Below are 3,546 nucleotides of genomic sequence, written 5' to 3' on the forward strand. Positions count from 1 at the left end.
CCTCACCGCCGCGTTCAACGAGGACCCGGTGATCGGCTGGCTGGTCCCGCACGAACTGCCCCGGCGGGAGAAGTACGTGACCGGGTTCATGCACGCCTGGGTGCGCTTCATGCTCGACCACGAGGGCACCGCGCTGATGTCGCCCGAGCGCGACGCCGTCCTGGTCTGGGAGCCCTCCGAGCGCGAGCCCATCACCGAGGCGGACCAGCAGGCGTTCACGGCGGCGATCACCGCGGCGACCGGCCCCGCGGCCGAGCGCTGCCGGCAGCTCATCGACCTGCTCGACGCGCACTACCCGACCGACCTGCCACCGCACGTCCACGGCGCGCTCGCCGCGGTGCGCCCCGGCACCTCCACCCCGGGCGCCTTCGTACGGCTGGCCGGTTGCATGATGCTGCACCTGTACCGGAACGGACTCGGGGTGTACTGCGAGGCGTCCTCCGACTCCAGCTCGGCGCTGTGGCAGCGGTTCGGGTCGCTGCCGATCCGGCCGCCGATCCTGCTGCCGGGCACCGGCATCGAGCTGACCCCGCTGTACATGAGCCACGAGGACGTCACCCGGCACCCGGCGATGTCGGTGCTGCTGGGCGAGCAGCAGCCGCTGACCGCCTGAGCGGGAGTCGGGCGTACGGCCAGGGCATATGCCCCGGCGTCGACCCCCGAAGCCGGTCATGGCCCGACCCGGGACGCGATGGCGCAGAAGGTGCGCAACTCCGCGGAGTCCAAGGGCGTGAAGTTCTACGTCATGTACGACGTCTCCGGGTGGACGAACATGCAGTCGGAGATCAAGGACGACTGGACGAACAAGATGAAGGCGCACACCGCGAGTTCGGCGTACGCCCAGCAGAACGGCAGGCCGGTGGTGTGTATCTGGGGCTTCGGCTTCAACGACGACAACCACCCGTTCAGCGCCGACGCCTGCCTGGATGTCATCAACTGGTTCAAGGGACAGGGCTGTTACGTCATCGGCGGGGTGCCACGTGAGTGGCGCACCGGCACCGGCGGCTCGCGTGCCGGGTACTCCGGCGTCTACCACGCGCTCAACATGATCTCGCCGTGGATGGTCGGCGCGATCGGCAACGCGGGTGACTCGGACAACGCGTACAAGACGTACACGGTGCCCGATCAGGCGGACTGCAACGCGAACGGCGTCGACTACCAGCCGTGCGTGCTGCCCGGCGACGTCTCGGCGCGGCAGCGCGCGCACGGCGACTTCATGTGGCGGCAGTTCTACAACATGTGCCGGGCCGGGGTGCAGGGCATCTACATCTCGATGTTCGACGAGTACGGCGAGGGCAACCAGACCGCCGAGAACGCCTCCATGGTGCCCTCCGGGTCCGGCCGGTGGGCCCTCGACGAGGACGGCACCGCCTGCTCCTCCGACTACTACCTGCGGCTGACCGGTGACGGTGGCCGCATGCTCAAGGGTCAGATCGGCGTGACGGCGAACCGGCCCACCCCGCCGGTCGCCTGACGTTCACCGCTCTGACGCGCGGTACGCACCGTACGGCCGCTCGGCACGGGACACCGTAGCCTCTGCGGTATGAACGACTCCGTACACGTGCGTACCGCTACTTCAGGGGACATCGAGGGCATTGTCACGTGCAGCGTGGCGCTGCTGACGGAGGACGCCGCGGTCCGCGACCCGCGGGTGGAGCCGCTGTGGGCGCTGCGGGACGGCAAGAAGTCGTTCGCGGCGACCCTCGCGGACCCGTCGTGCCTGCTGCTGGTGGCCGACGACGGGGCCGGCGCCGTCGTCGGCTACCTCATCGGCGTACTCGCCGAGCCGGTCGGCGTCCTCCCGATCCGCAGCGCGACGCTCCGGGCACTCTACGTCGCCCCCGAGTACCGCGGCGGCGGCACCGGCACCCGCCTCACCGCCGAATTCCTCGGCTGGGCCCGGCAGCACGACGCCGTCCGCGCCGAGGTCAACGCCTACGCCGCCAACGAGGCCGGCCGCCGCTTCTACGAACGCCAGGGCTTCACCACCCGCGCGGTCCGCCTCGACCTCGACCTCGCGGTGCCCTCGGCAACGGAAGCGGCCCGCCGCGACAGCTGAGGATGCGTTGCCGCCCGCGCCCCTGGGCATGCACGGCCCCTTCCGTGCAAGCCCAGCGCCTTCGGCGCAAGGAGACGCGCAGACTTCGACGGCGAGCGGCCATAGACAGGGGCGCGTGGGGGCACTCCCCCTGGCTTCGCCGGGGGTGCCCCCACCCAGGCGAAGCTCTGGGGGAGAACTGCGCGCTCAGCCACAACCGGCAGGTGGTGGAGGCACGACCGCAAGGGGCACTATCCAGGGGCGCGGGGAACTGCGCGAGAACCCCCACCGGCAGGTGGTCCCGGGGCCGACAGAACGCACCACCCGGGCGGGTCAGTCCACCCCCGGATAGCGGACGTCGATGCGCTCGCGGATACGGTCCAGCGTCCCCATGATCGAGAGGGAACCGTCGAGCGGGACGAGGGGTGACTCGGTCTCACCGGCGCGAAGCGCCCGCATGACCTCCGCGGCCTCGTGCCGCATACTCCCGCGGTCATGGTCATCGCTGATGTCGGCGAGCCGCACGGTCTGCGGCTCGACCCCCTGCCGATGCACGGTAAACCGATCCGCGTTGAAGAACCCGTCGGGAATCTCGATCCGCCCCCCGGTCCCGGCAATCGCCGCCGGCGCCCCGATATCCGCGGTGAACCCGCAGCTCAACGTGGCGATGGCACCGCCGTTCCAGCCGAGCACGATCCCGGTCGCCGCGTCCACCCGCTCGGGCGTGAGCTGCGCCCACGCCTCGACCGTGTCGGGCGCACCGAGGAAGAGCTGCGCGAACGACACCGGGTAGACGCCCAGATCGAGCAGCGCGCCCCCACCCAACTCGGGGTCGCGCATCCGGTGTTCGGGCGGGAAGTCGTTGTAGAACCCGAACTGCGCGTTGATGTGCCGCACCTCACCGATCACACCCTCCTGGACCAGCGCCAGCAGGTGCAGGATCAGCGGGTTGCAGTACATCCACATCGCTTCCATCAGGAACAGGTCGCGCTCGCGGGCCAGCCCGACGAGCTCCCGCGCCTCACGGGAGTTGATGGTGAACGCCTTCTCGCACAGCACCGCCTTCCCGGCCTCCAGGTACAGCCCGGCGGCGGCGCGGTGCGCGGAGTGCGGCGTGGCCACGTACACCACGTCCACCTCCTCGTCCGCGGCGAGTTCGGCCCAGGTGCCGTACGCGCGGGGGATGCCGTACCGCTCCGCGAACGCCTGCGCGGCCTCGGTGCTGCGCGAACCGACCGCGACCACCTCGGCGTCATCCGGCAGCGACAGCAGCGCCTCGGTGAAACTGGCGGCAATCCCGCCGGTGGCCAGGATGCCCCAGCGGATCCTGCGCGTGTGCTCGCCGTTCGGGTGCGTGCCGTTCGTGTGCTCGCTCATCGTGCGTACACCCTCGCTCGTAGCGGACCTCACATCTCGGTCCCCGGATTTTCGTGCCCCGTGTTCCCCGCCGACTGAAAGAATAGGCAACGCTTCAACGACTTCCGATGGAGAGTGCTGCCGTGCAGGAC

General features: G+C 70.3%; 3 protein-coding genes and 1 pseudogene. 3 read left to right on the forward strand and 1 reads right to left on the reverse strand.

All coding sequences use genetic code 11. From position 1 onward, the window contains the following. The 3 genes and pseudogenes from AC13HU_RS34240 to AC13HU_RS34250 form a co-directional block, all read left to right on the forward strand. On the forward strand, positions 1-613 hold a 613-nt coding region (locus tag AC13HU_RS34240), incomplete at its 5' end, for a hypothetical protein (RefSeq protein WP_483045890.1). A 45-nt stretch (positions 614-658) separates the two neighbouring features. Further along, a pseudogene (locus tag AC13HU_RS34245) lies at positions 659-1,468 on the forward strand (glycoside hydrolase family 99 protein); the annotation flags it as partial. A gap of 75 nt (positions 1,469-1,543) precedes the next feature. Next, entirely contained in the window at positions 1,544-2,059 is a 516-nt protein-coding gene (locus AC13HU_RS34250) for a GNAT family N-acetyltransferase (RefSeq protein ID WP_483045891.1), read from the forward strand. A 312-nt stretch (positions 2,060-2,371) separates the two neighbouring features. Here AC13HU_RS34250 and AC13HU_RS34255 read toward each other — a convergent pair whose 3' ends face one another. Continuing rightward, the gene (locus AC13HU_RS34255; RefSeq protein ID WP_483045892.1) at positions 2,372-3,415 is read right to left on the reverse strand and encodes a Gfo/Idh/MocA family protein; all 1,044 of its coding nucleotides are present in this window, start codon (positions 3,413-3,415) and stop codon (positions 2,372-2,374) included. Positions 3,416-3,546: the final 131 nt, after the last annotated feature.

This window comes from Streptomyces sp. NH27 (assembly GCF_056859195.1).